General features: G+C 45.0%; 24 protein-coding genes. 17 read left to right on the top strand and 7 right to left on the bottom strand.

Going from position 1 to position 24,770, the window contains the following annotated elements:
- Positions 1-164: 164 nt before the first annotated feature.
- Complete coding sequence (locus JWG44_RS10530; protein WP_205274911.1) at positions 165-623, bottom strand: TraR/DksA family transcriptional regulator; 459 nt, start codon at positions 621-623, stop codon at positions 165-167.
- Between the two features lie 18 nt (positions 624-641).
- Complete coding sequence (gene rpmG, locus JWG44_RS10525) at positions 642-806, bottom strand: 50S ribosomal protein L33 (RefSeq protein ID WP_001206796.1); 165 nt, start codon at positions 804-806, stop codon at positions 642-644.
- 306 nt (positions 807-1,112) lie between these two features.
- Between rpmG and JWG44_RS10520 the strand changes: the two genes are divergently transcribed.
- Complete coding sequence (locus tag JWG44_RS10520) at positions 1,113-2,180, top strand: helix-turn-helix transcriptional regulator (RefSeq protein ID WP_232371591.1); 1,068 nt, start codon at positions 1,113-1,115, stop codon at positions 2,178-2,180.
- A gap of 96 nt (positions 2,181-2,276) precedes the next feature.
- Here JWG44_RS10520 and JWG44_RS10515 read toward each other — a convergent pair whose 3' ends face one another.
- From JWG44_RS10515 to JWG44_RS10495, 5 genes are all read right to left on the bottom strand, one after another.
- Complete coding sequence (locus JWG44_RS10515; RefSeq protein WP_205274909.1) at positions 2,277-2,513, bottom strand: hypothetical protein; 237 nt, start codon at positions 2,511-2,513, stop codon at positions 2,277-2,279.
- A gap of 373 nt (positions 2,514-2,886) precedes the next feature.
- On the bottom strand, positions 2,887-3,837 hold the full coding sequence (locus tag JWG44_RS10510; protein ID WP_205274908.1) for a bile acid:sodium symporter family protein: 951 nt from the start codon (positions 3,835-3,837) through the stop codon (positions 2,887-2,889).
- 152 nt (positions 3,838-3,989) lie between these two features.
- Positions 3,990-5,147, bottom strand: coding sequence for an aminotransferase class V-fold PLP-dependent enzyme (locus JWG44_RS10505; RefSeq protein ID WP_205274907.1), 1,158 nt, complete (start codon positions 5,145-5,147; stop codon positions 3,990-3,992).
- An 8-nt stretch (positions 5,148-5,155) separates the two neighbouring features.
- Positions 5,156-6,013, bottom strand: coding sequence for a ferritin-like domain-containing protein (locus tag JWG44_RS10500; RefSeq protein ID WP_205274906.1), 858 nt, complete (start codon positions 6,011-6,013; stop codon positions 5,156-5,158).
- Positions 6,014-6,075: 62 nt separating this feature from the next.
- Entirely contained in the window at positions 6,076-6,702 is a 627-nt protein-coding gene (locus JWG44_RS10495) for a lysoplasmalogenase (RefSeq protein ID WP_205274905.1), read from the bottom strand.
- An 87-nt stretch (positions 6,703-6,789) separates the two neighbouring features.
- Between JWG44_RS10495 and JWG44_RS10490 the strand changes: the two genes are divergently transcribed.
- The 16 genes from JWG44_RS10490 (at position 6,790) to JWG44_RS10415 (ending at position 24,712) form a co-directional block, all read left to right on the top strand.
- Positions 6,790-7,782, top strand: a complete 993-nt coding sequence (locus tag JWG44_RS10490) for a TerC family protein (RefSeq protein ID WP_205274904.1) — start codon at positions 6,790-6,792, stop codon at positions 7,780-7,782.
- Between the two features lie 90 nt (positions 7,783-7,872).
- The gene (locus JWG44_RS10485) at positions 7,873-9,759 is read left to right on the top strand and encodes a methylmalonyl-CoA mutase family protein (protein ID WP_205274903.1); all 1,887 of its coding nucleotides are present in this window, start codon (positions 7,873-7,875) and stop codon (positions 9,757-9,759) included.
- Positions 9,756-11,954 carry a methylmalonyl-CoA mutase gene (gene scpA / locus JWG44_RS10480; RefSeq protein ID WP_205274902.1) on the top strand — a complete coding sequence of 733 codons (2,199 nt, stop codon included), beginning with the start codon at positions 9,756-9,758 and terminating at the stop codon, positions 11,952-11,954. The genes JWG44_RS10485 and scpA overlap by 4 nt, the downstream gene beginning before the upstream one ends.
- 10 nt (positions 11,955-11,964) lie before the next feature.
- Positions 11,965-13,014 (top strand): methylmalonyl Co-A mutase-associated GTPase MeaB, encoded by a 1,050-nt coding sequence (gene meaB, locus JWG44_RS10475; protein WP_205274901.1) that lies wholly within the window; start codon positions 11,965-11,967, stop codon positions 13,012-13,014.
- Positions 13,015-13,322: 308 nt separating this feature from the next.
- A complete protein-coding gene (locus tag JWG44_RS10470; protein ID WP_205274900.1) occupies positions 13,323-13,700 on the top strand; it encodes an LIC20211 family lipoprotein in 378 nt (125 codons plus the stop codon).
- A complete protein-coding gene (locus JWG44_RS10465) occupies positions 13,672-14,313 on the top strand; it encodes a hypothetical protein (RefSeq protein WP_205274899.1) in 642 nt (213 codons plus the stop codon). The genes JWG44_RS10470 and JWG44_RS10465 overlap by 29 nt, the downstream gene beginning before the upstream one ends.
- 52 nt (positions 14,314-14,365) lie before the next feature.
- The gene (locus tag JWG44_RS10460; protein ID WP_408611949.1) at positions 14,366-14,683 is read left to right on the top strand and encodes a hypothetical protein; all 318 of its coding nucleotides are present in this window, start codon (positions 14,366-14,368) and stop codon (positions 14,681-14,683) included.
- 11 nt (positions 14,684-14,694) lie between these two features.
- A complete protein-coding gene (locus JWG44_RS10455) occupies positions 14,695-17,223 on the top strand; it encodes a TonB-dependent receptor plug domain-containing protein (protein WP_205274953.1) in 2,529 nt (842 codons plus the stop codon).
- Positions 17,223-17,738, top strand: coding sequence for a hypothetical protein (locus JWG44_RS10450; protein WP_205274897.1), 516 nt, complete (start codon positions 17,223-17,225; stop codon positions 17,736-17,738). The genes JWG44_RS10455 and JWG44_RS10450 overlap by 1 nt, the downstream gene beginning before the upstream one ends.
- A 75-nt stretch (positions 17,739-17,813) precedes the next feature.
- A complete protein-coding gene (locus JWG44_RS10445; protein WP_205274896.1) occupies positions 17,814-18,428 on the top strand; it encodes a MotA/TolQ/ExbB proton channel family protein in 615 nt (204 codons plus the stop codon).
- Positions 18,429-18,446: 18 nt separating this feature from the next.
- The gene (locus JWG44_RS10440; RefSeq protein WP_205274895.1) at positions 18,447-18,851 is read left to right on the top strand and encodes an ExbD/TolR family protein; all 405 of its coding nucleotides are present in this window, start codon (positions 18,447-18,449) and stop codon (positions 18,849-18,851) included.
- An 18-nt stretch (positions 18,852-18,869) separates the two neighbouring features.
- Entirely contained in the window at positions 18,870-19,508 is a 639-nt protein-coding gene (locus JWG44_RS10435) for an energy transducer TonB (RefSeq protein ID WP_205274894.1), read from the top strand.
- Between the two features lie 54 nt (positions 19,509-19,562).
- A complete protein-coding gene (locus JWG44_RS10430) occupies positions 19,563-20,165 on the top strand; it encodes an SCO family protein (RefSeq protein ID WP_205274893.1) in 603 nt (200 codons plus the stop codon).
- Between the two features lie 13 nt (positions 20,166-20,178).
- A complete protein-coding gene (locus JWG44_RS10425) occupies positions 20,179-21,771 on the top strand; it encodes a methyl-accepting chemotaxis protein (protein ID WP_205274892.1) in 1,593 nt (530 codons plus the stop codon).
- Positions 21,772-21,844: 73 nt separating this feature from the next.
- Complete coding sequence (locus tag JWG44_RS10420) at positions 21,845-22,303, top strand: LIC_20196 family exoprotein (RefSeq protein WP_205274891.1); 459 nt, start codon at positions 21,845-21,847, stop codon at positions 22,301-22,303.
- A gap of 9 nt (positions 22,304-22,312) precedes the next feature.
- Complete coding sequence (locus tag JWG44_RS10415) at positions 22,313-24,712, top strand: C1 family peptidase (protein ID WP_205274890.1); 2,400 nt, start codon at positions 22,313-22,315, stop codon at positions 24,710-24,712.
- Positions 24,713-24,770: the final 58 nt, after the last annotated feature.

The following is a 24,770-nucleotide window of genomic DNA, read 5'->3' as shown; positions in this document are numbered from 1 at the left end:
AAAAACGTTTTTGAAAAAGCTTTCCGATTTTTGGAAAGAAATTGATAAGAGAAGAATTCCTAAAGAGCTACATTTGCCGGTTCGGACGGATGGAATTCTTCTTTTATAAAAAAATAAGGTTTGGGAAAGTATAAAGAGTGAAAATGGAAAGAACGAGAGACGAATCAGTCGTCCATCGAATCCATGTCGGTAGGAATTTTATAGGCGCCAGTGAGGCTGCCGGCGTTGCTTTTGCGCATAAAACCACCCTTCCCTCTGGAAAGAGTTTCTGCAAATTCAACGGTATAACGAGTCCAAGGAATTGCTTTGAGACGTGCGATTGGAATTTTTTTTCCGGTTCCTTCGCAGATTCCGTAGGTTCCGTCTTCGATTTTGTCTAAAGCGACGTCAATTTCACGGATCGTTTCGATTTCCGCTTCGGAAAGAACCGAACTCAGGGTCTCTTCGTTGATCTCGGAAGCGATATCGGCTATATCTCCCATTTCTTTTAGGCCGGAAGGTTTACTGTTATCTTCCCAGTGGGCGTACTTTTCCAAGAGAGTATTTTTTTTCTCTAGGAGAAGCTCTTTGATTTCTTGAAGAGCTTTTTTGTCGTACGCGGGTGCTGGTTTTTTTGCAGTCATACCTATTTCCTGGAAATCTTAGACCTTAGTTTCCTTGTATTCGGTGTGTTTTCTGCAAAATTTGCAGAATTTTTTAGTTACCAGTTTTTCGGTTTTAGCCTTTTTGTTCTTAGTAAGGAGATAAGTACTCTTTCCCTTTGAACAACCCGGTTCCTGACAAACGAGCTTGATAATTTCTCTCATGGCGCTACTGTCTCGATTTCAATAAATTCCTCATAGTAAGACGGAAAATCCCGGATGATCAGTCCAATTTGATTTAAAATTTGGTTCTTAAGTCCTGAAAATGTCGTACTGGAGGTTGTATTCTGCTAGAAAAAGAGAAAGGGCTTAAAAATCAAGGAGGATTAGATTAAATTCTCGAAAAAGGACGAGAAATTTGTTGTAAAATGAAGATTAGAATCGAGACGTAGTTTTTTTCGATTTCGTTTGCCCAAATTCTCAGGGGCTCAAAATGGACTTGTTTTGGAAATTTTTTTCATAGTACCGATTATGGCAGCTCTTGCGAACGTGAGCTGTTTGATCGAAAATATCGGTCGGGATCACCGATTTCACAAACTGATGACGGTTTTTTATCTCGCGATCGGGGTTCAGAATGCTTCAACCGCCGCGCTGTGTACCGCTTCCACGGAAGAGTTAGGATTGGCTTGGTGGATTTTTCAGTGCCATTCTTTTTTTATCCTTTCCCCGGTGCTTGTCGGGATGGCAAGTTTTTGTACGGGGAGAAAAATTCTAAATCGGTTTACGATTTTTGTTTTTGTGATCGCTCTCGTTTTCGATTTTCTCTGCGCCTCTTTTCCCCGGGTTTTTATTGCGGGTTTTAAATCGTTTTCGTTCGGTTTGGCGCCGCTCGTTTCTCCGATCGGCGGCACAATCGGGATCGGGATTCACGTCCTTTCGATGTGTGTTTGTATCTACTTTTTTCTAAGACCCGTGCAGTGGAACGTCTTCTTTGAAAAGCGGTTTTTTGTGGGTGTGTTTCTTTTCTGGTGGTCCGCACTTTTTACGAATTTTCTGCCCTTGTATGGAATGGATTTTCCTCCCCTGCATCCGGTGGCGGACGCCGCTCTTTCGGTGATTCTTTCCGTTTATTTGAATCGATACAACGCGGGAAGACCAAGTCTGTTTAGAATCGGCGCAAACATTCTTATCTCGATCGCGATCGGAGTTACGATCGGAATGTTTTTTTGGTCGATTCTTAAATCCGTTCCGTTCCGGGAGATTTACGTCGCTGCGATATCATCGTTTAGCGCGTGTTCGTTTATGGCATTTCTTCTTTTCCATTCTTACAAAACCGAAGAACTCATATCGGTTCCGAATTTGGGTTTGGATGGTTACGGGCTTTCTAAACAGGAGATTCGAATCTGCGAACTCATAGAGGCGGGTCACAGTCGAACTTTCATCCAACTGATTCTGAACGTTTCAAACGGTACTTTGAGAAATCACCTGAAGAATATTTACGCCAAAGTTTTACCGGAATCCAAATCCACTTCCAAGGATCAGCTGCAAAGGTTGACCATCTTTCTTTCAAAGCGGATAGAAAACGGGAAAATACTTTAATCCGGAGAAGCCGGTTCGAACGGATTTTAAAACGAGAACTGGATTCCCTGTGATTTTTACTTTGAAACGTAGTGCGAGTTTTGACGGAATTTGGTTTCAAATTTTCTCCGATCCGGAATGACAGAAAACACAGTTTCTTTTTTCGGATCGCGAGTCGTTGTTCGACTGCGTTCGTACGATTCGGAGAACGTCTTCGTTTGCGGAAAAAAAACCGTTTGTCGGATTTTGCGGAGCGGTTTTAATTTGATTCTCGATCGAACGTTTTTTGATTTCCGGGCTGCCCGCGTTTGTATTGAATCCAGCAAACAGCAGTAGAACCGCGATTTGGCTCATTCTATTCATGGCTTTTTCAATGTCCTATCTAACATCATTATAACCTTTTTACGGGAGCATTTTCAACTCTCATCTGTCATAGATCGGAATTGTATTTCATGACATTTGTAATGTTTTTTTAGTTTATAAAGAAGGAAGCGAAGTTCCCGACGCCGAGAAGACGACAGTTTGTGGAACGGGTGAGAATGAACTGCAAGTCACGGAGAAAGAACTCAGTTTTTTGTTAAGCGAAGTCCTTAGTAAAAGATATTCTTCTCGATCGTTGATCGTTCGACTTCAAACGAGCTGAATTCTTCTTAGGTTGAGAATTTGATTTTAAAAGAGGACCCTCATCCGAAGCAGTCGATCCGATCGATTCCTTGAGACAAGACAATCATTTCTTTTCTTCCGGATTCGATCTTCTCCAGTAAGCCGCGAGTATACTTCCGATAAGGGAATGGACCAAACTCGAAATAGCCGCCGGAATGGCGACTAACGGATCCGAAAAGTTATTCCGCGAAAGAACCACTCCTAAACCGGAGTTTTGCATTCCGACTTCGATGGAAATGGTTCTTGCGGATTTTCGATTTTTGATAAGAATCCAAGAAAACAAATAACCAAAGAAAAATCCGGAAACGTGCAAACTCACAACCCCCAAGATCAAAATTCCCGCAGACTGAAGAATTTTTTCTCTTCCGGATCCGAGGATCGAGGACACGATCATCGTAATCAAAATGACCGCTACCAAGGGGGAAACAACTTGGATTTTTTTAGATATTTTAGGCAGATAAGAATTCAGAAATACTCCCAAAGCGACCGGAAAAATCACGACTTGAAACGTATCAAAAAAAAGGCCGCCCGCGGAAGTTTTTACTCCCTGCCCGATCAAAAACAAGGTAAGCAAGGGAGTCATAAAGACGGAAAGAACTGTGGAGGTCGCCGTCATGGAAACGGAAAGAGCCAGATCTCCTTTTGCGAGATATGTGATCACGTTAGACGCAACACCTCCGGGACAACAGGATACCACGACGAGACCGGTTGCGAGAGGCAAAGGCAAGTCGAGAAGAATTCCGATTCCCCACCCGGACAATGGCATCACCGTATATTGAAGGATAACCCCTGCAAAGACCGGAATCGGGGTTTTGAAAACGTCTTTGAAATCCTGGGGTAAAAGTGTGATTCCCATTCCGAGCATCGTCGCTCCGAGTCCGTATGTGATCCACGGGCCCGTGAACCAGGTAAACCAATGCGGATAAAAGAAGGAAAGAGTCGAACCGGTCAATACCCAGACCGGGAACAGTAAAGTTCCTACCTCGCTGATTTTTTGAAATTTGTTTGTCGCCAATGAAATTGTAACTTCCGAAGAATTCCGTTTTCTTTTTGTTTGAAGTTCTACGAGATAAAAAGGTCTTTTTATTTCAGAGTTCGAAATTAAGCGCTGATAGGAATTTTTTGTTACAGCTCCTACATTTTAGGTCTCTGGACAAACTTTTATTTTTACTGAGGAAAATTTCCAAGCAATTCCACCACCCGATCCAATTGATCTTTTCGGTTGTAGATATGCGGTGAGAATCGAACTTTTCCCAGACGAAGGGCGCACATCACTCCATTCTTCTTGAGATAAGAAACGAGTTCTTCCATCGAAATTCCTTCTTTATAACCGACTACGATTCCGGTTCTATAATCCGGAAAGTGGTCAAGTTCCATCTGGAATCCGATTCCTCTCATTCCTTCCGAAAGATAATCGGCGAGTTCGTAGATTCTTTCCATCACGGAATGAAATCCGATTTTCTGAAGCATCTCCAGAGTCGACTGAAAGTAAACCCAGTCTATAAAATTCCCCGTAGAAATTTCGTAACGATCCGCGCCGGGTTTGATTTCCGCACGATACGGCAGATAAATCTCGTCGTTTGTCACGGAACCGGTCCCCTTAAACGGAAACGCAAGTGTATCGATCTTATCTTGTTGGATGTACAACATCCCGAGTCCTAAAGGACCGAGTAACCATTTCCACGCGGGAAAGGCGATGTATTTCAGCTTCATCTTTTTTACGTCGATCGGAACGAGGCCAACTCCCTGCGCGCCATCTAGGACAAAGTCGATTCCTTTGGAATCCAGGAAGTTTCCAATCTCTTCGAGCGGGAACGGCATTCCCGTACACCAATGTACGGCGGAAAGCGCTACGATCTTTGTCTGCGAAGAAACCGCAGCTTTGAGGTTATCCAGAAATTGATCCGGTGTGGTCGCCATCGGAATGGTTCCGATCTTCACACCTTTTTCCTTCCAGTGTTCCCAAGGATAGATATTGCTCGGGTATTCGTTTTCTAAGAGAAGAATTTCGTCCCCTGTCTTGAGACGAAACCCGAGGGAAAGAAAGTTCATTCCTTCATTTGTGTTGTGAATGACGCAGAGTTCTTCCGGATCACTGTTGATCAGTCCGGCCACGATCTTTCGAATCGAATGTTTTACGTTTGAATACTTGCGAACTTCGGTCAATACCCCTTTTTTGGCGTAACCTTCCAAATATTCTTGAACCGTATCTATCGTGTCGGAATTGCAAGGAGTGGTTCCACAATTGTTCAACCAGATCATTTCCTGGTTCACGGGATAAAGATCTTGGATTTCCTTCCAATCGGTGATCGCGGCGGACTGCATTCTTACGGTTACCTTTTTTTCTTAGCCTTCGTCGCCGCTTTCTTTTTGGGAGCTACCTTTTTTTTCGGAGCCGCTTTTTTAGGAACGGACTTCTTAACCGTCTTTTTCGGTTTCGGTGAAGACTTTTTCACGGCGGCTTTTTTCTTAGGCGCGGCCTTTTTGGCTACGGGTTTACTCTCCGCTTTTTTGGGAGCGGGAGTTGCCGTTTTTTTCGCAGTTGCAGCCGGTTTTACGACCGGGGTTGGTTTTGCAACGGGAGCCTTTGGTTTTTTTGGAGCCGGGTCCGCAGAACTTTTCGCAGGTTTTGTTTCAGCTTTTGCGACCTCTTCCGCCTGTTCATCCCAGAAGAAGGTTCCTTGTTGTCCGGACCCGGATTGATCCAGGCCGTTCAATTCAGTTTCGAGAAGCGACTGGTAGTTATGATTGTAATCCTTAAGTTTTGTGAAAAGGGATTTGATATTTACGTCTTCGAACTTGTTCGCGAGTTTTTCATAAAAAGAAACGCTGTTTTCCGCTTCCCGGATCGCGAGTTCCAGAGCTTCGTGAGCGTCCTTACTTCCCGGACCGGAGATCGTTCTCTCCACCTTGTTCATCATTCTCTGAAGAGTAGAATCGTGAAACTTATGAATCGCGGTGAGCTGTTTTAAATTCGGAAGTTCGGAACCTTCGGCTTGTTCGTACAATTCCGTAATAAATTTGATATGATCGTCCACTTCTTCGGCGAGTCTTTCGAAAAGCTCTTTCGTATTTCCGGGAGGAAGCTTTTCATACGTGCTCATATAAAACTCGAAGTAATCCTTTTCGTGTTGAATCGCGGCGGCGACCGCTTCTAAAAATGTAGTTTCTTTTAAGGGTTTAATATTCATAATAAAGATTCTCCCGATTTCTTTGCTATCTTAGTGAAGTTACAGACTGAATCAATAATTATTTAATTTTCTTCCACGGATTCATAGATCAGAAACTGAGCCGCGTAATAAGTGATCATGATCCAAACTCCGATCCAAGGAATCGGAAGGGACAAAAATTTTCCCATAGCGATCAAACTGTCCGAAGAGATGAAGATCAAAGATCCGAAAAACGATTTCCAATACTCGGGTCTTGGACATTCTCTGGAAGCGGCCCTCCAGCCCATCACACAGATCGCGCTTACATAGACGGCTACGGGAATATACAAAGACGCTCCCATTCCCGGAAGAATCCAAATGTAGAATGAAATTCCGAATAGAGCGTAAGGAATCAGTCGGACGAGATGCACCGGATTCCCCGCCGAAAATCCGACCGAATATAAAATCTGTGCGACAAGAAAAGAACCGAGCCCGAAGACAAAATAATTTCCCGGGAGCGCTAAGAATGTATCTCCAAAAAGCGAGAAGATCAAACCGATAAAAATGTATTTTCCGGAACGATCTTTCCAGTTCCCTTCCAAAAAAGAGAAAAGTAATAAGATCAAAATGGGAATAACTTTGGTTCCTATTTTAAGCGCGATCTCTCCCGGAGCAAAGTAGAGTGCGAGCAAGTGTGCGATGGAAGCGACGGAAAATAACAGTAGAATCATCTGAACCTTCTTCTTGGGAATTGGGATTGTAATTTTGTACAGAGCCTGGATTCTGTCATCCAGAATCGGAAAAATCAAGAGGGATAAATGAACCAAGTAAACTCCGGAGAATTGACGTTAATTGGAATTTTTACGGTGGTTTTGGGACTGCTCATCTATCTCGATCTCTTTGTTCTCAACAAACGAGCTCACAAAATTCCTCTCCGAGAATCGGTTTACTGGTCTCTTTTCTGGTTTAGTCTCGCGATTTCATTCAGTATTTTGATTCTTGTCATGGACCACGGTCCGAACGATCCGGAAGCGGGAAAAACAAAAGCTCTTGAATTTATCACCGGTTATCTTTTGGAATATTCTCTTTCCGTGGACAACCTTTTTGTTTTTATCATGGTTTTTCAGAAGTTTCGGATCACACCTCAGTATCAACCTCTGATTCTTAAATGGGGAATCATCGGAGCCTTGATCTTCCGCGCGTTTATGATCTTTGTCGGAGCCGAACTCATTTCTCTTTTCAGTTGGATCCTATATCTTTTCGGAATTCTTCTTCTTTATACCGCCGTGAAGATGTATGTTCACAAGGAAGAAGAGGAAGACTTTCATCCGGAATCTTCTCCGATCATCAAGTTCGCGAAAAAATTTCTTCCTATGACACACGTGCATCACCCGGAGAAGTTCGTAGTTAAGGAACACGGGAATTATCTTTTTACTTCCACCTTTATCACGTTGCTCGTCGTCGAGTTCAGCGATATCATGTTCGCCTTGGATTCGATTCCTGCGATCTTTTCTATCACGACGGACGCCTTTATCGTTTATACTTCGAATATCTTTGCGATTCTCGGGCTTCGTTCCCTCTACTTTATGCTCTCGGGTGTGATGGAACTTTTTGTATTTCTCAAAAAAGGGGTGAGCGTTCTGCTCGCGTTCGTCGGAGTAAAACTTCTTCTTCCTCTTTTTTCTCCTTACGTTTTCGGACACGAGATTCATATCCCAATCCTTGTCTCTTTAGGAGTGATCGTAGGAACTCTTACACTTTCGATTTTAGCGTCCGTTCCCCACTATCTCAAAACCAAAAATGGAAATTGAGAAGGGGTTTTTGACTTTACACCAGGGTTTTGCAAGGTTCCCTAGAAAGAGAACTTTGTAGGGCCTTTTCAAAAAAGAGAAACATTCAAAATGGCAAACGAGAAATTATTTACCGACTTCCCCCCGGTCACTCGGGAAGCGTGGATGGCGGTCATCCAAAAAGATCTCAAGGGCGCGGACTTTGAGAAAAAACTGGTTTGGGAAACTACGGAAGGATTTAAGATCCAGCCCGTTTATACAAAAGAAGACATCAACGATAAACAATGGCTGACTTCCAATCTTCCCGGAACGTTCCCTTTTGCGAGATCCACAAGAAAACTCGTCCAAGATTGGAGCATCCGTCAGGACTTTGATTCTTCTTCCGTCGCGGAAGCGAATCGTCTGGCAAAAGACGCGGCGAAAAACGGCGTAACCGCAATCGGATTTATCATCGAAAACAAAACTTCCCCACAAAAGGGAATTCCGGTAAATTCTTCCAAGGACTTAGAAGCGTTGATCGAAGGGCTTCCCTTGGACCAAGTAACGCTTCACTTCATCGCGGAAGAAAAATCTCCGGAGATTTTCTCCTGGCTTCCCAAAGGCAAGGTTCTTGTAGGCGGACTCGGATATGATCCGTTCCGGATTCTTCTCAAACACGGACGATCGGGAAAACATTCGACTTCCGCGCTCAAGGAAATCTTAGAATCCTTTGCTTCGACTTGGCCGCATTTCCGAGGACTCAGCGTCTATTCTTCCAGTTTCCGAGACGCGGGTTCCACGATCTCCGAAGAATTGGCCTTTACGTTATCCGCCGCCGCGGAGTATGTCCAACAACTTCGAGAAGCGGGAATGTCCGTGGATACGATCGCTTCTCAGTTGATCTTCGAATTCTCCATCGGTCCCGATTACTTTTTAGAGATCGCAAAGTTTCGCGCCGCGAGAATTTTGTGGGCGGAAATTCTGAAAGAATTTGAACCAAAGGAAGAATCTTCCCTGCACGCATTCTTATCCGCTCACACATGCCGTTACAACTACAGCGCTTACGATCCGAATGTAAACATGCTTCGTGCGACTACGGAAGCGATGTCCGCGGCGATCGGCGGTTGTGAAGTGATCAACGTTTCTCCTTACGATAGTATATTAAAAACTTCTGATTCTTTTTCTCTGAGAATCGCGAGAAACATCCAGCTCCTCATGAAACACGAATCGCACGTCGACAAGGTCGTCGATCCATCTGCGGGTTCGTATTATATCGAATCGCTCACCGATTCGATCACAAAAAAAGCCTGGGAAATTTTCTGCGAAATCGAATCCGCCGGCGGATTCTTAGAAGCCGTAAAAAAAGGGATTGTCCAAAAGAAAATCTCCGAGTCGAGAAAGAAGAAAGAAGACAATCTCGCGATCCGTAAAGAAATTCTTCTCGGAACCAATCAATATCCGAATGGAGAAGATCGAATTCCCGTAAGCGAACTCAACGTGCACGGGCTTCCGGGAACGATCGAATCGGTCGCCGGAGAAATCACGTGTGAAGTCATCCCGGAGTTTAGAGCGGGAGCGGGAATCGAAGAGATTCGAATCAAGACCGAAAGTTTTGCAAAAAAGAACGGGAAAACTCCCACGGTGCTTCTGCTTCCGATGGGAGACTTGAAGATGAAAAAGGCAAGAGCCATCTTCTCGCAAAACTTTCTCGCCTGCGCGGGTTACAAAGTCGTCGATCCGGGAAGTTATACGACACCGGAAGAAGCCTTGCAAGGTTTGAAAGAGCACAACGCGGACGTGGTAGTTTTTTGTTCCAGTGACGAAGAAATTCCCGGTCTTGTGGATTCCGTCTTTGGCGTTCTCAAAAAACAAAACTCAAATCTATTGGGAATCGTAGCGGGAAATCCCGTGGAACAGATCGATTCCATCAAAACAAAAGGAATCGAATTGTTTATCCACGTCAAATCCCAACATTTAGAAACTCTGAAAACCATTCAGAAAAGGCTGGGCATCCAATGAAACGTCCGAGTTTTAATTCAAAACGTTATACGCCACAGGGAAACAAAACCGTTTCCAAATCCGTTTGGGAAAAGGCCGCGTTGGATGAGTTAGGTCTTGGCTCGATCGATCCGAAGATCTGGAACACTCCCGAAAAAATTCCCGTAAAACCGGTTTATACCGCGGAAGATCTGGCGGGAATGGAACATCTCGACTACGGCGCGGGAATTCCTCCTTATTTGCGCGGGCCTTATTCCACGATGTATGTCCAACAACCTTGGACGATCCGTCAATACGCGGGATTTTCTACGGCGGAAGAATCCAACGCATTCTATCGTAGAAACTTGGCGGCCGGACAAAAAGGTCTTTCGGTTGCATTCGACTTGGCGACTCACAGAGGATACGATTCCGATCACGAACGTGTCGTCGGCGACGTCGGTAAGGCCGGGGTCGCGATCGATTCGATTCTCGACATGAAGATTCTATTCGATCAGATTCCTCTGGATCAGATGTCGGTTTCGATGACGATGAACGGAGCCGTAGTTCCTATATTAGCGTTTTATATTGTAGCCGCGGAAGAACAGGGTGTGAGCGCGGACAAACTTTCCGGAACGATTCAGAACGATATTCTGAAAGAGTTTATGGTTCGGAATACTTACATCTATCCTCCTCTTCCATCGATGAAAATCATCGCGGATATTTTCAAATACACTTCGGACTTTATGCCCAAGTTCAACTCGATCTCGATCTCGGGTTATCACATGCAGGAAGCCGGAGCAACCGCAGACATAGAACTTGCCTACACTCTTGCGGACGGACTCGAATATCTTCGAACCGGAATCAAAGCGGGAATGGACGTGGATACGTTTGCGCCTCGTCTTTCTTTTTTCTGGGCGATCGGAATGAATCACTTTATGGAAATCGCAAAGATGAGAGCCGGACGTCTTCTTTGGGCCAAACTTGTAAAACAATTCAATCCTAAGAATTTAAAGTCGCTCGCGCTCCGAACTCACTGTCAGACATCCGGTTGGAGTTTGACCGAACAAGATCCGTTTAACAACGTTGCGAGGACTTGTATCGAAGCGTTGGCCGCTTCTTTGGGACATACACAATCCCTTCACACAAACGCACTCGACGAAGCGATTGCGCTTCCCACCGATTTCTCCGCGAGAATTGCGAGAAACACTCAGATCTTTTTGCAGGAAGAAACTAACATTCACCGCGTCGTCGATCCTTGGGGAGGTTCCTACTACGTGGAATCTCTAACCCATTCTCTCGCTCACCGCGCTTGGGAACTCATCGAAGAAGTCGAGAAGTTAGGCGGAATCGCAAAAGCGATCGAGACCGGAATTCCTAAGATGAGAATCGAAGAAGCAGCCGCGCGCAAACAAGCGAAGATCGACTCAGGACGAGACGTGATCGTGGGTGTCAACCGTTACAAGGCCGTCGAGGAAAAACCCTTAGACATATTAGATATCGATAATACAGCAGTGAGAGAATCGCAACTCCGCAGACTCGCGGAGTTAAAGAAGAATCGAAACGGAGCCGATGTGACCGCCGCGTTGGATGCGATCACAAAATGCGCCGGAGGCGGAGAAGGAAATCTTCTCGCATTGGCGGTGGACGCCGCTCGAAAACGAGCGACCCTCGGGGAGATTTCCTATGCTATGGAAAAAGTATTCGGAAGATACCAAGCAACGATCCGCTCGATCTCGGGAGTTTATTCTTCCGAAATCGAAGACGATCCCGATTTCAAAAGAGCCAAAGAACTTTCGGACAAGTTCGCGTCTCTCGAAGGAAGACGTCCTCGAATCATGGTCGCGAAGATGGGTCAGGACGGACACGATCGAGGAGCCAAAGTTATCTCCACGAGTTTTGCCGATATGGGCTTTGACGTCGATATAGGACCTCTCTTCCAAACGCCTGCGGAAGCCGCGAAACAAGCCGTGGAAAACGACGTTCACATCCTTGGAGTTTCGAGTTTAGCCGCGGGTCACAAAACTCTCGTACCACAAGTCATCGGAGAACTCAAAAAACTCGGAAGAGAAGATATCATGGTCATCGCCGGAGGAGTCATTCCGCAACAGGATTACGATACTCTTTACAAAGCGGGAGTTACCGGAATCTTCGGACCGGGAACAAAAATTTCCAAGGCTGCCGCAGATATCTTAGAACTTTTAATTAAAGATTTAGAATCTTCTAAAGTAAAAGTTTAGGAAGAATCTTTTGAGCGGGTTAGAATCATCGGGAGTTTCTTCCGGCGGAGTCCGATCGACCGGAATTCGAAGAAAGGCCCTTCCTTCGGCGGAAGAATTCGTAAAGGGAATTCTTTCCGGAAACAAGATGATTCTTGCTCGCGCGATCACGCTCGTCGAAAGCTCTCTACCCGCCCACAAGGAACTCGCAGAAAAGATCGTAGACGCCTGTCTTCCTCATTCCGGAAATTCAGTAAGAATCGGGATCACCGGAATTCCCGGAGTCGGAAAGAGTACGTTCATCGAAGCCTTCGGGATGCACGTACTCTCTCAAGGAAAAAAACTCGCGGTTCTTACGATCGATCCTTCGAGTCAAATTTCGGGAGGAAGTATTCTCGGAGACAAAACGAGAATGTTTGAGTTATCCAAAAACGAATCCGCGTTTATCCGCCCTTCTCCTTCCGGAGATTCTTTGGGAGGAGTCGCGCGTAAAACAAGGGAAACGATCTATCTCTGCGAAGCCGCGGGTTTTGATACGATCTTTGTGGAAACGGTCGGAGTCGGACAATCCGAAACAGCGGTGCATTCCATGGTCGATTTGTTTTTGCTTTTATTGATCGCGGGCGCCGGAGACGAACTCCAAGGGATCAAAAGAGGAATTATGGAAATGGCGGATCTTTTCGCCGTAACCAAGGCCGACGGAGAAAACAGGACAAGGGCGGAACTCACCCGAGTCGAAACACAATCCGCGATTCATTTTTTTCCTTCGAACGAAAACGGTTGGATCCCGAAGGTGCTTTCCTGTTCCGCCGTAACCAAGGAAGGAATCTCCGAAATCTGGACACAAATATTAGAATATGAGAAAACTCTAAAGTCCAACGGATACTTTGAGATCCGCAGAACCGATCAGGCGAAATATTGGCTGGAAGAAACCGTTGCGGAACATTTGATGGGAGACTTTTATTCTCGGATGAAAAATCTCTATCAGGAAATGGAAGACAAGGTAAGCCAACATAAAATCAGTTCCTTCCAAGCCGCCGAAAAATTGATCCAAGAATATAGAAAACGAAATCAAAAGTGACCCTCACCGGACCGAACAAGTTCCGAATTTGTTCCCAAAAATCCCTCTGAATTCGATCTGATTTTTCTTTTTTTGAGCCGTATTTTTTCGCGAAACGAAACTTTTTTTCTATGAGCTTGTCATTCTTTCCCAAAAATGCAGATTACAATTATCAAAGGAATTCGGTTCGTAATTTTCGGTTAAGAATTTATTCTTGCTCGTATATCTGGCAGATAGTATCTGGTAGATATATTGTCCGATTGGAAGATTTTATATAAAAATCGGTCTTTCAAGGGATACTGATTTTACCCCGGTTGCAGGCAGGTATCATGAGATCGTTTCAGATTTTCGCTTTTATTCTTTGTTTATTCATTCTTGCGAATTGCGCTACTTCGTCCGCAGGAATGGCTACTAGTAATATTCCAGTCGCCGATCGCAAATACAAGGTCATCGGTCCGGTCGAGGGTCATAAAAGTTGGAACACCTTCGACATGGCGATCGTGGGAGTTCCACTTTCGGAACCTCCGATCGACAAGCTCGTCAATTCGATGTTAGCTGAAAAAGAAGCGGACGCGCTGATAAACATCCGTTACTGGACTGATAAATACATTCTTCTTTTTATTACCGTGAACAGACTGCATATCAATGCGGAAGCGATAAAATTCGAGGATCAACTCAATGAATCCGGTAAAAAGAGAACCAAATAAAAAGCTCTTTCGTTTTTTCGGAAACGGAATCTTTTCAATTCTCCTTCTTACGATTTTTGCGAATTGTATGGGGGCCACGCTTTTTTCTCCCGGCGGCCGAGTACGTTCTCCGGGAATCTATGATTCCGCGACGATCATTCGAACTTCCGGTTACGACGTTTTGGAAGAATCCATCGGAGAATCCTCGACATTTTTTGTATTCGGTATGATTCCGATCACAAATCCGATCAGCATCGACTACGCCCTTAGTCAAGCGGTCCAAAAAGTTCCGGGCGGAAGAAGTATCGTCAACATCAAAGTCTGGCACGAAACTCACGTTATGTTTCCTTTGGGAACCGTTTCCGTTTTGAAAGTCAAAGGCAACGTCATCGGAAATCGGGAAGAAGCCGAAAAACTGAAACTTGAACAACAAAAGAAAGACGCTGAAGCCGCGAAAAATCCATCCTCGGCCGGAGCGGAATCGGATTCCCCTTCCTCCGGAGGAATTTCCGTTGGGAGTAAGAAATCTTCGGATTCTTCCCAAGAATCGGGCGGGATCTCAGTTGGTGGAAAAAAAACATCCAATCCTCCGCCGGAATCGGGCGGAATTTCGGTTGGTGGTAAAAAGAATTAATATGTTTGAATATAATAAAAAACTGAAATTCAAAACATTCTTCTTTGTTTGGATGATGGGAATCATTTTCCTTTCGCAAAACTGCGTTCGACCCGAAGTGGTTCATCCCAACGATTCGCAGAGTCAGATCTATGCGGCGGCGAATTATTTGGCCAACAAATGCGGGACTCCGATTCCTGCGCCTTTTCCGCTCGTCTTCGAAGACGTCCAACAAAAGAATCTCGATCTCTGTACGATTGCGATCACAAGATCGGAATGCCCTTTTATTTCGTATCCCTTTGCCTGCGTTTTGCTCTATGTTGATAAACCTCTGGACGATATTCCTTGGTATCTCAACTTCCAAGAAACTTTCGTAAAAACTAAATTATAGAAAGGCAGATGATGAAACTCATTAGAAACTTATTGGTCATTCTTCTTGCCTTCCCCGCCGGAGAACTTTTTGCGGAAGTCTCGTTTCGCGCCCGTATTTATTCTCGCAGTAAAAATTCAGGAGAGGCGAACGTGAGCGTCCGTGTTTCTGAAACTAAAAAATTCTACCAAACGGACGCGGAAGGTTATTTTGAAGGTGTGGTTCCTTCCTCCGGGAATTACACGTTTCGGATCTTGAGAGATACCGGAATGCAGGAGATTCGTCAGGAAATCGGAGAATCTTCGGACACGGTTTTGATCTACACGGACCCGGCCTCCTTCAGCGGCGTAAGCAGTAAGGGCGGGATCAACGTCACCGGTGAAAGAGAAAAACAACTCATGTCCCGGACCAAACTTCGTTTTGAAGAAATCAAACGTATGCCCGGAACGTTTGGGGAACCTCTTCGTTCGATCGAAACCATTCCCGGCGTGGTCCCCGTTTCCGCCTTTGGCGGGGGCGCGAGCAACTACGTATTCCGCGGAGCCGATCCTAACACAAATCTCTATTTGTATGACGATCTTCCGATTCTCTATCCGTTTCACTTCGACGGTTTGACCGCTACGATCAACGGAAACCTGATCAAGTCCATGGACGTTTATACCGGAGTTCTTCCTTCGAATTTTAACAACGCACTCGGCGGGGTGATCGAAATCGAATCCCCCGATAAGGTCCAAAAATCTTCCGGAAATTTTTTGACTTCTCTTTGGGCGGCTTCCGCAAACTACCAAACCACATTTGCAGGCGGAAAAGGTTATATCCTGGGCGCGGTTAAGGTCGGGTATATCGACAAAACGTTTGAAACGTTAGGCAATCTTTCCGGCGGGAGTCTGCTCCCCGACGGAGTTCGTCTTCCCCGTTATACCGATTCTCAAGTAAAGATGGTCTATAACTTCAACGATCAACACCAGATCTCATTCTATTCTTTGACCGCAAAGGACGACTTTGCCTTAAATCCTCCGGCAAAACCTCAGAACGATCCCACCAAAGATCAGTTAGCCGCGTTTGCCGGTGGAAATCTTTCGGCGGGTCAAGGTTATAGAACGCAGGCGTTTCGTTATACTTGGAGAGCTTCCGAAAAATTCTCCAATCGTATCACAGTGATCAGCTATGATCCGTTTACGGATTTTAACGTGGCTTTGGGTTCTATCAAGGCAAAACAAAGGGCAAGCGGAGCCTATAACGGAATTCGACAAGACGCGTATTGGGATCCGAACAAACACCTTTCCCTCGAATTCGGTTCCGAGGTTCGTTTTCTCAATTACAAAACCTCCGGAACTACGATTCAACAATCCGATCCTAACAATCCGGATCCGAACCCTTACGATACGGCGAGTCCTGATTTTAGAACCGTTCCCGATACGAATCGCGTCCGCAGCAAAAACTATAACGCTTATACAACTTTGAAAATCAAGTTCGGCGGTTTACTCATAGAACCCGGAGCCAGATACGATTATATTCCTTATATTAAGAATGGGGCCTTGGGTCCAAGAGCACAAATCTCCTATAAGTTTGAAGGACTCGGAAAGGGAACTACGATCTTTGGAGGCGGAGGTGAACATTATAACTTTCCTCTGAGCACTCAATTTTCCGAACAGAGTGGGAATCCTCATCTAAAATTTCAAAAAGCGGTAAAATACGGCGGAGGGATCGATCAACAGATCACTTCCGATTGGCAGGTCAAAGGGGAAGTTTTCAAACAGGAATTCTCCAACTTGATCGTATCCGATCCTTATATTACGGAATTTATTGGAACCAATCCCGACCAGTACGGGAAAGTCGCTCAACCCTACATTCTTAACAAACCTCTGAATTATTCCAATAACGGAAGCGGTCGTTCCCACGGTTACGAATTCGTACTCCGTAAAACCGCGGCCCCCGGAACCAGAGATTGGTTCGGTTGGATCTCTTACACCTGGTCCCAAACATTCAGAAATCCGAATCTATACAAACCGGACGGTTTGATGGCTCCCGTCGCCACCGGGCCGGAACAAAGACTTCTCGCTCAATCCTATCACAACTCGAAAGAGACTTTGTATGACTACGATCGGACTCATATCATGAACGTTGTTTTCGGTTGGAGATTCAGTCAGGAATGGCAGTTCGGTGCGAGATGGTCTTATCTGACTTCCACTCCGATCACTCCGATCGTAGGGGACGACGGCGGAGCTTTTTCAAATCCTGCAAACGGACAGATCATTTGGGTTTCTCAATCCGCAAACAATCCTTATCTCGCCGATCACACAAACACAAAACGTCTTTCGGATTATCATCGATTGGATATTCGTTTTGATAGATTCTTAAACTACGAATGGGGTTATGTAAACACGTTCTTCGAAGTCATCAACGTCTACATGAGACAGAACGTTTCCGGCGAGAGCTTCGACGTTACGCGCCCTTACTCCGCTACGAATCCGAAACCGAACCAAACGTTCGGTACCCTGACTTTACCGGGTGGTATGGTGATTCCATTCTTCAACCTGGGGATCGAGGTGAAATTCTGATGAAAAAAAATCTGCTCTCGCAATGGAAAGAATGGATCGGAAATCTGATCGTGATTCTTTTTGTAATGAATTGGGTTTTGAATTGTAATAACTTGCCAAACGACGACGACAGTTTCAATCGAGACAACGAAAAGCGTGTGATTCTTCAATACCTTTTGTTGCCTCCCACGGATCCGATCCAATCCTGTATCGCGTCATTACACGCCGCAAAATCTTGTTTGGATCAAGCCCCCGATCTCCCCACTCCACTTTCGGAAATCGGGATCGTAACCTTGTTTAGCGGGAGCGCTACTCTCGGGACTTATCAGAATTACTGTACTTCCTTGGTAAACTCGGCGACCTTCGTAAAATTTACGGATCGTGCCAAGGCTTGTCTTATGGACTGTAACCGATCTTATTGGACAAATCGAAATTCATCGGGAACCTGTAACCAAAGCGGGCTTTCTCAGATAACGGGACTTTCCACCGGAACGTTTGCTTGTACAAAAACCTGCGTGAGCATTTCGGGCGAATAAGGATTTATAAACGATCGAAAACTGAGTGACTTCGTCGCCAGATTTAAAAAATAAAGATATTAGAGGATCCACATCATGACCATGTTTTTAGTTGAATACGGCGAAACTTTCATTTTTATTATTATGCTGATTGCAAGTATCGTCGCCCTCGCAGTCGGAACTGAAAGAATCCTAATCTTTCGTAAGAATCTAAAAAATACGGAAGCCATTCTCCCCGTTCTTACCTCTGAAATTAGAAACGGAAACCTGGATTCGGTAAAATCTCTCGCTGCGGAAAACCCCGGAAACATCTACGCTAAGTTTTCTCAATTCTCCGTCGAAAACTTCAACGGAGGACATGAAAGTCTTTCGGAACTTCAGGAAGGAAGAATCATCGGAGAAAGGATCGAACTGGAAAACCATCTCTCCATTCTCAACACGTTGGGAAACAACGCTCCTTTTATCGGTCTTTTAGGAACGGTTCTCGGTGTGATCAAAGCGTTCTACGGTTTGGGAACGTTAGGAAGTACAGGCGCCGAGTTTGTGATGAGAAGTATCTCCACGGCGCTTCTTGCGACCGCGGCGGGTTTGGGAGTCGCGATCCCGGTCGTTATGGCCAATAACTATTTTACTCGTAAGTTGAAAATCATACAGGCAAATTTAGAAATTCTTTCCAGAGAATTTCTCGCAAGCCTGTCTCGTAAGAAGTAGTTAAAAGGAGATCGGGTTATGGCAGGAACTACTCCATCCGGCGACGGAGACGAAATAGGCAATATCAATATCACTCCGATGGTGGACGTGATTTTGGTTCTTTTAGTTATCTTTATGGTAACCGCGAACTTTTTAAAAAAGGAATCCATCAATATCAATCTTCCGAAAGTAGCGGCCGCGGATCCAAACGTCGCGCAATCGGTTCAGGTGGCTTTGACCAAGGACGGAAAAATTCTTTTGGAAGGGGCAGACACGACGATCGAAAGATTGAAGTCTCAGTTGGAAAGAGATTCTAAGATAAGACCGAATATGCGTCTTACCCTTTCTGCGGATTCTTCTTTGCCGTATGGAAAGATCGCAGAGACGATGGGAGTGATCCGCAGAGCGGGAGTCACAAAAATCGCACTTTCGGTTAAACGTTAGGCGAAATAGGTAATAAGAATGGTAAGCGTTCCCGAAATCAAACAGAAGATTCTCAAGTTTGGCCTATTCAAATTTTGTCTGATTGTGTCTTTTGTTTTGCATACGGTCACGATCGGAGCTTATTTTATCGCGACCTATATTCCCGATTCCGAAATTTCTTCGGAGGATTTGGAGGCGCAGGATGTGGAAGTGGATTTGGAAGAAATTCCACCGGAACTCATCGGCGGCACTTCTTCGCCCGCTCCCGTTGAAAAGCAGGAATGGGTGGAAGGTTCCAACCAAAACGCGGACGACCCGATCGACGAGGATCTCAACCCGAACGCACTTTCCGGAAACGGAACCGATAAGGACGGATATCTTTTTTCTTACAACGGAGACAAAACTCCGACTCCGATCATCGACTTTGATCTAAGGGATTTTTTCCCTGCACAGGCCAAGTCTGCGGGAATCGTTTCCAAACAAGTCGTCGTAATCGTTCAGATCGACGAACAGGGAAATTTGCAGGGCGCCAAGGTAGCTTCGGGGAAAGCGGGATTTGGATTCGACGAGGCCGCGATCAAAATCGTAAAGATGGCTCGTTGGAGTCCGGGTTATGTCCAAGGCCGGCCTACAAGAATGTCTCACAGAGTTCCGATTTCGTTTAATCTCGAAGACTAAAGTTCCTGAATTTACTCAGTCTTTTTTCGTTTCTTTTCGTCAAAAAATTATAGCTTGAATTTTCATCCTATAATTTCCAAATTATTTTCCGCTTCGATTATCATTGTTTGTCTATATTTTGTACTCGCGGCCAATCCATTTGTAATCGGTGATCGACAACGTCCTGATTCCGGTTTGAGAGTCGATCGAGAGTTGCCAAAGTTTAGAATTCGCAACGACGAAAACGTTTTTATTGCCGAATCGGATCTACAAGATAGGAAATATCTTATTTACTTTGCTTACGGGGATTGTATGTCAGTTTGCAGAACCGGGCTCTCCAAACTGAATACCCTTCTTTCTAAGGAGGAATATAAATCCTGGAACTTAGTATTGATCAGTCTGGCGCCTAAGGAAGATCGAAAAAACCGGTCTTGGATGAGGAATTATCTTTCTCATTGGAAACGGCGCCCGATTCTTCTTTTACCCGAGGACCGGCAGGAAGCCGAAAAGATCGCGGGTTTATTTCAGGTCGGCGTAAACAAAGGTCTCAATGAGGAGATTCTACATCGGAATCCGCTTTTTATCACGGATAATAAAGGGAGAATTCGGATCGTTTATCCCGACTTGACAGCGTTTTCGGAAGAGTCTTTTCGAAACTTAGAAGTTAAGGTTTATTAGAGGTTTGTAAAGTATGTCGGAAAACAAAAAGCAAAATTTAGAAAACTCCCCTTCCGCGGAAGAATGGATTCAATTCGGGATTTCTCCGCAACAAAACGCTCGCGAAAAACTCAAGGCCGAGATGAAAGCGGCGGATCGTTTTATTTGGATTCTGCTCCTGGCTCATATTCCCGCCGCCGTTTTGTTTTCCATCGGCTTTGGAACCTGGGAGTTCGCTTTGTATTCTTCTTTGGCCCTTGGGGTCGCGGGCACTTTTAATTATATTTCCTTTCGCGGAACCCTTTTTAGTCGAATCCTGAATTCCTTATTGTTGATGCTCTATTCCGGAATTTTTATCCAATCCGAGTTCGGAAGAATCGAAATGCACTTTCATATATTCGGCGCCTTAGCCTTTCTTCTTATCTACAAGGATTGGAGAGCGGTCGTTCCTGCGGCGGGTTATATCGCGGTTCATCACGGAATTCTAAACTACTGTCAGGAGTTCGGAATCAAATGGAACGATACACCGATTGTCGTTTTCAGCACCGGCTCCGGATTGCAGGTCGTCCTGCTGCATGCAGTTTTTGTAATATTTGAAGCGGGAATACTTATCTATTACTCGATTCTTCTCAAAAACGAATATTTGGAATATTGGGAAACCTACTTTAAAAGGGAAGAATTTCATTCGGCAAACCTCGTCATCCAAAAATCGGTTCAATCCAAGGTTGATTTTTTAAGGGAGAATATGGCTTCTATGGCCAATAGCGCGCTCAGCGTGGTTCAAAACTCGGATGAACAAATTTCCAATATCGGAGTGATCGACGCGGCGATGGACGACGCTCTCGAAAACTTGGAAAAAGTTTCGAAAGCCGCGGAACTACAATCGGATTCCCACAAAGAATTTGCGTCCTTATACGGAACCTTTGAGGAAAAATTTCAGGTTTTGGAAGACGAGATCGTCAACAGTAAAACCATCCTGGACAAGGCCGGACAACACACAAGACAGAGTGAGGAATCTTTACAGAAGATGGACGATTCGATTCGAAAAGTTTCAGCGAGTTATCAGGAAATGTCTCAGAGGCTCAGGGTAATCAACGATATCGCCGAAAAAGTGAATCTTCTTTCTCTCAACGCTTCCATCGAAGCCGCCCGCGCCGGAGAACAAGGAAGAGGTTTTGCGGTTGTCGCCGATGAAATTTCAAAACTCGCCGATCAAACAGCGAAGACGATCAAAGAGATTCACCGTTTGATTCTTACCGGAAACGAGGCGATGGATAAGAATACGGAGATCGTTCAACAAGGAACACAAACCGTTTCCAAAGTAATCGAAGACGTAAACGAAATCATGAAAGTGACCGAATCCTTTTTTGAAACCTTAAAGGATCAAACAAAGGTCAGAGAAAAGTTGAGCGGTATTTTCGATCGTGTGATTCGAAATTCGGGGGATTTGGAAGCCGTAATCAGAGAACAAGCCGGAGTTATTCAAGAAGTAAAACATTCTTCGGTTTCGATCGTCGGCGCTACGCAGTTTATTCATAAACTGGCGATCGAGTCGTCCGAGATCGCAAAAACCTGCGAGGAAGTCTCCGGTGATCTGGGACAGGAAGCCGCCCTTTTTAAAAATTAAAAAATTCTTGCGGATCCGATTCCAAGACCTAAACTGCACCCTTGACTGTAACACGACACAGATGGAGACAAAGATGAAATTCAAAGGATTTGCTTTTATCGCTTTTCTTTTTTTAACCTTGCCGCTTTTGCCGCTTTCTACTCCTCCGACTCTTGAAAATCAAATTAGAAATTCGGATTATATCGCTCTTACTCGGATCACGAACGTTCGCGAAAAAAAAATCTCCGAAACGACGATGTCGGTTACCGCAACCGTCGAAATTCTAAAACCGTGGAAGGGCGCTGAAAAATTGCCGGTGAAATTCGAGATCGGATTTATGATCTTTCCGGAATTGTTGGGTAAATGGCTGAAAGCCGCTCCTCCGGAAGGGGACTACATTCTATTCTTAATTCAAAAAACGGTAAAAGACAGTAAAGGAAACGAATCCAAATTGATCGCGCTTTACGAGCCCCATCCGTTCGCTTTCAAGGAATACGCGAGAGAAACCGAAGATCAGATCAAAGAAATTATCCAATCTCAAAAAGGAAACTAAGCTAAGTATATGAGAATTTCAAGATATTCTATAGTAATTTTATTTCTTTTTTTATCGGTTCAGACTTCAATTTTTTCCCAACCTTCTACAAGATCTCTGGGAATGAAACAAGAGTCCACCGAACTTCTTTCTTCCTTAAAGGAAACCAATCCGTACGGAATCTCTCATCGAGGGCTTTCTTCCAGAGTGGATCTTTCGGATTCTATGCCTCCGGTGGGTAATCAGGGAGAACAAGGAAGTTGTGTCGCTTGGTCGACCGCTTACGCTACAAAAAGTTTTCAGGAATACATCGAAAGAAAGGGTTCCAAGGATTGGTCACTTCGTACTCAGGACGGAAGTCCGAACTTGGGTAAGGTATTTTCTCCCGCGTTTATCTACAATCAGATCAACGGCGGAAGAGACAACGGTTCTTTGATCTCCGATGCGATGCGGGTAATGGTGGAAATGGGCGCGGCGCCTTGGGATCAAATGCCTTACAATCCCGCGGATTACAGGGCTCGTCCTTCGCAGGCCGCCATCGCCGCCGCCTCTCGATTTAAGGCAAAGGAATATTTAAGAGTAAAAACCACCGATCTTTCCGAAGTCAAGGCCCAACTCGCTGAAGGGAAGCCGGTTGTCGCAGGTATATTAGTATATGAGAATTTCTTTAACTTAAAGGGGAACGCGGTTTATAAAGAAGGTGTGGGCAAAACCTACGGCGGTCACGCAATTGCTCTCGTCGGTTATGATGATTCTAAAAACGCGGTGAAGTTTATCAATTCTTGGGGAAAGGACTGGGGAGATCAAGGTTACGGATATATCGACTACCGTTGGTTTACAAGAATTTGCCAGGGAGCTTTTGTGATGGTGGATCAAGTGGAAGTCGTAACGGATCAAGGAAAACCTGATTCCAACACACCGGACCCCGCTTCGGTTACGAGCGATAACGATCCGCTTCCACCTTCTTCGATCACGGCTTCCCAAGGAAGTTTTAGCGATAAGGTTACGATCAACTGGGAAGTTGTTCCCGGAGCGGTCGGTTACGAAGTTCATAGAAAGGCCCCGGGAGATTCCGGTTTTTCCAAGATCGGTCTTTCTTCCACTAACAGTTTTAACGACGACGGTGTTCAACCGAATCTCGCGTATAAATATAGAATCCTTACGCTTACGGATTCTTCCTCTTCCGATCTTTCCCCCGGAGAAGTGATCGGCTTTGCGAAAACGGAAGAACTCAAACCTCCTCCGAAAGTTTTAGGACTCAAGGCGACCCAAGGCCAGTATGACAATAAGGTGGAACTCGCTTGGGAACCGGCTGACGCTTCCGCAGAATATCAAGTATTCAAATACAACAAAACACAGAAGAGATACAATTCGATCGGTAATTCTAAATTGAATAGTTATACCGATACTTCCGCCGCTCGAAAAGGAGTGGTTGAATTCTATGTCGTGTCCGCAAAACTCAACGGTAAAACGGGAGAACCTTCGGACGCAGCGAGCGGCTTCACCGCACAACCGAAAACTCCTCCGGCAAAACCCCTGGGTTTGGTGGCGACGAGAGGCGCTTATCAGAGCAAGATCGAGCTCCGATGGAAAAAAGTTTCCGGGGCTTCGAAATATTTCGTTTTCCGTTATGTGAAATCAGGCTGGATCGGCGGGGGCGCTTGGGAAAAAATTTCGGAAACCGGCTCCGAAGAATTTATCGATGAGAATCTTCCCGCACGTTATGCGTATTACTCAGTGACCGCCGTAAATCAAGAAGGAAAGAACGGTCCTTTTTCCAGTTTTGCTTACGGTTTTACGGACCCGAACAAACAAAGAGGTGTGAAACTTGCTGCTCCCGAAAACGTAAAAGGAGTTTTGGACGCGAAAAACGCTAAAATTTCGTTAACTTGGGACAAGGTAAAAGAGGCTTCCGAATATTACGTTTTTCGCAAGAAACGAGGGGAATCTTCTTGGACTTTTTTGGGTTCTTCGGGAGATAAGAATTCTTATGTAGCCGATGTTCCCGCAAAAGAAACTATCTTTTTGTATTCGGTGACTTCGAAATCGGATCTTGGAGGAGAAAGCGGAAATTCTCTTCCTGCGTCTGCGGTTCTTTCTTCCGCGGTCGTGGCTCCGAAAAAGAGAACGTTTGGAGGAGATTCCAGCCTTGAAAAATTCAAAGGGCCTTGGACCGCGATGGCTTGGGATGGAAACAACGGAGTCAGTCAGGTTCTTCTGGAAATCGAAAGTCAGGACAACATAAACTACGTAGTAAAGTTCAATAAGAAGAAAATCTTCGAAGGAAAATACGTGGAAGAATCTCCGATTATCGACAAGGACGGAAAGTTTAAGATCGAGATCGAAAAGACCGGAGACGCGCTTTCGGTGACGATGAAGGATCAAACGATCGTCAGTCAAAAATCCAATCTTTCGTTCTTAAAAGAGTAAAGAAGATTAAAACAAAAAGCGTAAGGCCGATTTGATAACCAGTCGTCTTACGCTTTTC

This window comes from Leptospira ainazelensis, from assembly GCF_016918785.1.
In the GTDB taxonomy this organism is placed as follows: Bacteria; Spirochaetota; Leptospiria; order Leptospirales; family Leptospiraceae; genus Leptospira; species Leptospira ainazelensis.
This window is presented reverse-complemented; position numbering and strand designations above follow the sequence as displayed.

Coding starts and splice junctions, on each gene's coding strand:
- JWG44_RS10515 (WP_205274909.1), bottom strand. CDS start 2,513: ATGAGCCAAATCGCGGTTCTACTGCTGTTTGCTGGATTCAATACAAAC.
- JWG44_RS10490 (WP_205274904.1), top strand. CDS start 6,790: ATGAACCAAGTAAACTCCGGAGAATTGACGTTAATTGGAATTTTTACG.
- JWG44_RS10460 (WP_408611949.1), top strand. CDS start 14,366: ATGATGGGAATCATTTTCCTTTCGCAAAACTGCGTTCGACCCGAAGTG.
- JWG44_RS10440 (WP_205274895.1), top strand. CDS start 18,447: ATGGCAGGAACTACTCCATCCGGCGACGGAGACGAAATAGGCAATATC.
- JWG44_RS10445 (WP_205274896.1), top strand. CDS start 17,814: ATGACCATGTTTTTAGTTGAATACGGCGAAACTTTCATTTTTATTATT.
- scpA (WP_205274902.1), top strand. CDS start 9,756: ATGAAACGTCCGAGTTTTAATTCAAAACGTTATACGCCACAGGGAAAC.
- JWG44_RS10465 (WP_205274899.1), top strand. CDS start 13,672: ATGAATCCGGTAAAAAGAGAACCAAATAAAAAGCTCTTTCGTTTTTTC.
- JWG44_RS10470 (WP_205274900.1), top strand. CDS start 13,323: ATGAGATCGTTTCAGATTTTCGCTTTTATTCTTTGTTTATTCATTCTT.
- JWG44_RS10420 (WP_205274891.1), top strand. CDS start 21,845: ATGAAATTCAAAGGATTTGCTTTTATCGCTTTTCTTTTTTTAACCTTG.
- JWG44_RS10455 (WP_205274953.1), top strand. CDS start 14,695: ATGAAACTCATTAGAAACTTATTGGTCATTCTTCTTGCCTTCCCCGCC.
- JWG44_RS10450 (WP_205274897.1), top strand. CDS start 17,223: ATGAAAAAAAATCTGCTCTCGCAATGGAAAGAATGGATCGGAAATCTG.
- JWG44_RS10435 (WP_205274894.1), top strand. CDS start 18,870: ATGGTAAGCGTTCCCGAAATCAAACAGAAGATTCTCAAGTTTGGCCTA.
- JWG44_RS10485 (WP_205274903.1), top strand. CDS start 7,873: ATGGCAAACGAGAAATTATTTACCGACTTCCCCCCGGTCACTCGGGAA.
- JWG44_RS10505 (WP_205274907.1), bottom strand. CDS start 5,147: ATGCAGTCCGCCGCGATCACCGATTGGAAGGAAATCCAAGATCTTTAT.
- JWG44_RS10530 (WP_205274911.1), bottom strand. CDS start 623: ATGACTGCAAAAAAACCAGCACCCGCGTACGACAAAAAAGCTCTTCAA.
- JWG44_RS10415 (WP_205274890.1), top strand. CDS start 22,313: ATGAGAATTTCAAGATATTCTATAGTAATTTTATTTCTTTTTTTATCG.
- rpmG (WP_001206796.1), bottom strand. CDS start 806: ATGAGAGAAATTATCAAGCTCGTTTGTCAGGAACCGGGTTGTTCAAAG.
- JWG44_RS10495 (WP_205274905.1), bottom strand. CDS start 6,702: ATGATTCTACTGTTATTTTCCGTCGCTTCCATCGCACACTTGCTCGCA.
- JWG44_RS10500 (WP_205274906.1), bottom strand. CDS start 6,013: ATGAATATTAAACCCTTAAAAGAAACTACATTTTTAGAAGCGGTCGCC.
- JWG44_RS10520 (WP_232371591.1), top strand. CDS start 1,113: ATGGCAGCTCTTGCGAACGTGAGCTGTTTGATCGAAAATATCGGTCGG.
- JWG44_RS10425 (WP_205274892.1), top strand. CDS start 20,179: ATGTCGGAAAACAAAAAGCAAAATTTAGAAAACTCCCCTTCCGCGGAA.